The sequence below is a fragment of the Paenibacillus solanacearum genome (genome assembly GCF_910593845.1).
Classification (GTDB): Bacteria; Bacillota; Bacilli; order Paenibacillales; family NBRC-103111; genus Paenibacillus_G; species Paenibacillus_G solanacearum.
Map to the genome: position 1 here is coordinate 1 of NZ_CAJVAS010000093.1, position 4,419 is coordinate 4,419.

At 40.8% G+C, this 4,419-nt stretch carries 3 protein-coding genes; 2 read left to right on the top strand and 1 reads right to left on the bottom strand.

What is annotated here, in order from left to right; translation table 11 throughout:
• Positions 1–185 precede the first annotated feature (185 nt).
• Positions 186–1,151, bottom strand: a complete 966-nt coding sequence (locus KXG62_RS33645; RefSeq protein WP_218096368.1) for an MFS transporter — start codon at positions 1,149–1,151, stop codon at positions 186–188.
• Between the two features lie 386 nt (positions 1,152–1,537).
• On the opposite strand from KXG62_RS33645, the gene KXG62_RS33650 reads away from it, so the two are divergent.
• Together KXG62_RS33650 and KXG62_RS33655 are read left to right on the top strand one after the other, a co-directional pair.
• A complete protein-coding gene (locus tag KXG62_RS33650; protein ID WP_218096369.1) occupies positions 1,538–2,794 on the top strand; it encodes an RES family NAD+ phosphorylase in 1,257 nt (418 codons plus the stop codon).
• Positions 2,795–2,968: 174 nt separating this feature from the next.
• On the top strand, positions 2,969–3,628 hold the full coding sequence (locus KXG62_RS33655) for a DUF1643 domain-containing protein (RefSeq protein WP_218096370.1): 660 nt from the start codon (positions 2,969–2,971) through the stop codon (positions 3,626–3,628).
• The last annotated feature ends 791 nt before the right edge of the window (positions 3,629–4,419 follow it).

Here is a 4,419-nt window from a genome sequence, read left to right on the forward strand (position 1 = left end):
CCTCTAATCCAGGGGGCTGGCCGCCATCCATTTATCGCGAAAGAATGCTGTCGCAAGCAGCTTAGTAACGGGATACCTGTATGAGTGTGTTTTCAAACTGCACTTTTATTGACAACTCCATTCCTTCGAGCATGTCGTAAAGGGTTTAAAGCATGTCTCACGTTTTAGGGTAAGTCTAAAAGGCCTCAAGGTTTTTTGTTCTCTTTAATCGTGATGTATTTTGCATCAATTTCAGGAATTGCAGTCTCGCTTCCTAAGACAGTTTTATATGTCTTCAGCCCCTTCACATCACCCCAAAGGTCAATTATGTCTTTCTCCAATATCCTATCTTCTCCTGACTGTTTACGATAATTAACGAATACTGTATCTTGCCAAATATCGTATGCACCTTTAGTTACATTGACACGTAAACCTACATAATTACCTTGTTCAAGAACCTGAACTACCTGGCCTTGATAAGAAATGTGCTCACCTTTAAATTTATCCGGGTTCCGTGCTAGGTCGATATAAGGTATTTGTTTCGTTGAATTGATAAACTGTTCTCTTTGATCATCAGAGGATGCCTTTTCACTATCTTTTGGAGTTGCCGCTACTGCTTCAATGCTACTCCTGTTTATTTGTTGTTGGGGGCTTAGCTTGGCGGCAGTGAAGAACAAAATGATAATCGCTAAGCTGCAGATTCCGAATAACTTCCCCCTTGTCATTCCTTTTCTAACTAAAAATAACGTTGGGCTAATTAGACCGAAAAGCAATTGAATGAAGGTAAGGACTAGAAGAGTTAGAGGAATTGACAATAGCTTTTGATCAACTGAAAAAGCATATAACATCAACCCGAATAAAATTGTTATTCCAGATAAAATAAACATGATAACCTTTAAGAACTTTAGCAACGCGCTGCTATGGATAACTTTTATTTCCTTTGTGACGTACTCCGTACCAAAGAGAGGTTTAAGACACTTTTTGCATGCATTCCTCCAGGGCTCATTTGCCGTATCACAAAATGCGCAGATGTATAATCTATCCGGTTGTGTCCCCATTTTTACTTTCTGTGCTGGAAATGCGTCGCTTAGTAGCCAGGTACCGCACTGTGTACAGTACTTTTCTTTCTCATGATTTTTGGATTTACAAACGGGACATATGTATAAATCCATCGTACCCACTCCCTTCACTAAACACATAAGTAAAGCCCCTAAGGTTCTTCCTTAAGGGGCTAATTGCCGGTGCTTCCGGACAAGAAAAATATACCATGTAGCATCATTTTTGGTCAATTCCAAATTTGGTAAACATTAGAAATAATATTAACAGCCTCATGTTGTAGTATATTTAGCTCTTGTACCGTTGGTTCAGCGTCACCTAGTGAGTCTATTACTTTATTTTTTCAAGACAGTAAGAAGGAGGAGCAGCCCGGCTAAGTCAGTAGCACTTTTACTTTTTGTAAAGTCACAATGAGGCGAAATATACAACAGTACAGAATTTTTACCGGTTTTAGTATAATGGGTTCATAGACACGTTGGAATCCATGGAGGAGAGAGTTCTGATGTTATTAGACACACTGACAGACGAGGCTGTACTCTGTAAAAGTTGTTATGAGGACTTGTACGATCTTTTTCAAGTACAAAATCACGATTTAACGAGGGAATGCACCGTTGAAGAGATAAGACAAACATCGAGCGTAACGAAACAATGTGATTGCTGCAGCTTGCATATAGTGAGAAAGCATGTTATGTATATAATTTCGGTGCCGCGAGATGTTTTGAACGCGATCGGCGACCAGTTATCGGAGGATATTAAAGGGTGTTTATATTGTGAAGGGGAAGAACGGGCTCATTACGAAAGTGTCTTTAATGATGACCCGTTTGATCCTACTTCCCGCATCGAGGTAGCACGCGGGACGGAGATATCCCATTACTTATATGATCAGGGGGTGCCAGACCAATTCACGGGAATGTTTACAGCCCTCATTCAATGTAGATGTGGATATGGAAGAGAAAGGGCACATCCCGACCACAATCCGACCGGCGGAATTTTCACCGGGTATGATGAAGTTTATACTAGACAAGATATGCAGGAGTTTTATGGTTTTCACGATGAGGAATTCTGTGAATTTGGCGAACGCTACAGCGAGCAGTTCACGGCTCAAGACCTTTACGAATTTCGTAACCATTTAATGGAGTATCCGATGTTAGGGGCATCACATCCAACCGGCCAAGCCATTTATCAGACACTCCTCAAGCACTTTGAAGCGAAAGAATACTCTGTCTTGAAGCCTGGGCATGTCGATTTATTTCGAGGGAGAACGCACAAAAAAGATACTGACAAGGCCTATGAGTTCCATCAAATGTGGACGCCACCAAAAGGGATGCCGCAGCATGGCCGGTATAACATGATAGGTGTACCAGTTCTTTATGTCGCTGATAAACTTGAGGCTATTGCGTATGAAATTCATCCTGCCCATGACGATGTGATTGATATTGCTCAATTGCAGATAACAACAGACTTAACCGTATTTGATATCGGGCAATTCGATCCAAGTTTCAGTGGCTTTTTTAGCCAGCCGAACGAAGAGTCCAAGGCACTTAAAATGGCATATTTATTACCGAATTATATTGGCACCTGCTGTAGCCACATAGGTTACGACGGAGTGAAGTTTAGCGGCGTTCACGATAAAGAATTTGTCTATACGAACTATGCCCTCTTCAGGGTAGAGGCTAACAGGCAGATAAAGATTTCGCATATCGATACCTATATACCCGAAATCAATATAAGACTTGATCGAGAAAATTTCCCTTTTTAAATTAGGTCTGTCGAACATTACTATTGCTTCAAGCTGAGGGACCGAACGTAAGAAAACGGGTCCTCTCATTCAGCCAATATCAGAGCTTGATGATTAGCTGGGCGAAGTTATCTTCTAGGATCTCTAATAAGCAGTTTGTCTTCCTCATTAATCTAAAGGAACGGATGAAGAATTATGCCAGCAAAACCATATCCTGCTTCGAAAGTTATTTTACCTGCACAAACACACCCAGTTGCAACAACGTCTAACATACGTGAGTCCCTCAAAATAAAGCTGAAAAACAACGCTGAGTCGAGAATCACATTTATCATGATGAATCCTGCATATGCGGACCAACACCAATCTGATGACACCGTGAACAGCCTCATACATTTTATCTACAATAGGACCATACCGATAATAAATATAGACGAGTCTCTCTCTCATATCGGACATCTCCGTGTCCTAAATCTATTCCCAATATATAATCCCAATTCGGCCGGATTATGGCGTGATTTACTCCAGTTTCGGTCTCAGAGGGGAGAGAGGGCCTTTTCCAAGATGCTGAACGGGAACAATGCCACGATCCGAGATGTGGTTGAGCACCATTCGGATTTCGTGGTCTTAGCATGGGGGATGCCGGTAAAATTCAACATAAGCTTACCTCTCTATTATACTCAAATCTTCGAAGTCCAAAACATTGTAAGAGAATCGCAGCTCCCCATATTTGTTCCTAAATGTAATGGGAAGCCTAATCTATCGAAGCAGCAAAACCCGTTTCATCCGATCATGAAAAAAATGACCGGATTAGTCAAAGTGAACATCAATCAACTTAATGAGATTGTAGTCCTCTAGCGATTATAAGTGAGAAAAATGTTGAGCTATACAGATAAAGACAATTCTGATGATGAAACACCTATTAAGAATGAGCAGAGATTATCAAGAGTGGCTAAAGCAGCCACTCTTTTTCATGTTAGCAATGAGTGTTATTCAACCCTGCTTTTCTTTTATATAATGAAGGCGAATAATTATACAACATATCGCATTAAATTAAAATGCTGTCCGTTTGCTTAACAGGCTGCCAACAGCTTGCAGTCATTGTGCAATCGTACCCGTTGAGCATTCCTATAAACCGCGCTTTATTCGGTTTCTTATTTTCGGCATAAGATCATAAAGCGCGTTGACGTTTACTTGAGCTTCATTCAAAAGCCCCCAGAAGTTATACATGCGTCCTTCTTAATTCCTACGATCGCGGTGAAGCTTTTTCATAAAAAACTTAATCGTTGAAAGTATAGACCGGTATGTTCGGCTTAACTATAAAAGGGTACTATTTTAACCCGCTGGACCCCTTGCATATTTGATACACCAGCTCAAGCTAACACTATTTAAAGGATAAATGATGGTTTAGCACTTGAATCCCCGCTCTTTTGCTTCGGCTGCTAATGCAATTCCTCGATGATTAGCCCTTGTTCCATATCTCAATTTCACCTCCTTCTGCTTCCTCTCATTACAATATAAAAGTTCATCCTCCCACTATAAAGTAATGTTTTCTCCTGTTTTCTCACTAAATCTCAGTATTTCAACTTTGACGCTTAAGCGGCAGTCGTGGAGAATGTATCCTATGCATCGATTTTCGATCAGAGCGT

Coding starts and splice junctions, on each gene's coding strand:
- KXG62_RS33645 (WP_218096368.1), bottom strand. CDS start 1,151: ATGGATTTATACATATGTCCCGTTTGTAAATCCAAAAATCATGAGAAA.
- KXG62_RS33655 (WP_218096370.1), top strand. CDS start 2,969: ATGCCAGCAAAACCATATCCTGCTTCGAAAGTTATTTTACCTGCACAA.
- KXG62_RS33650 (WP_218096369.1), top strand. CDS start 1,538: ATGTTATTAGACACACTGACAGACGAGGCTGTACTCTGTAAAAGTTGT.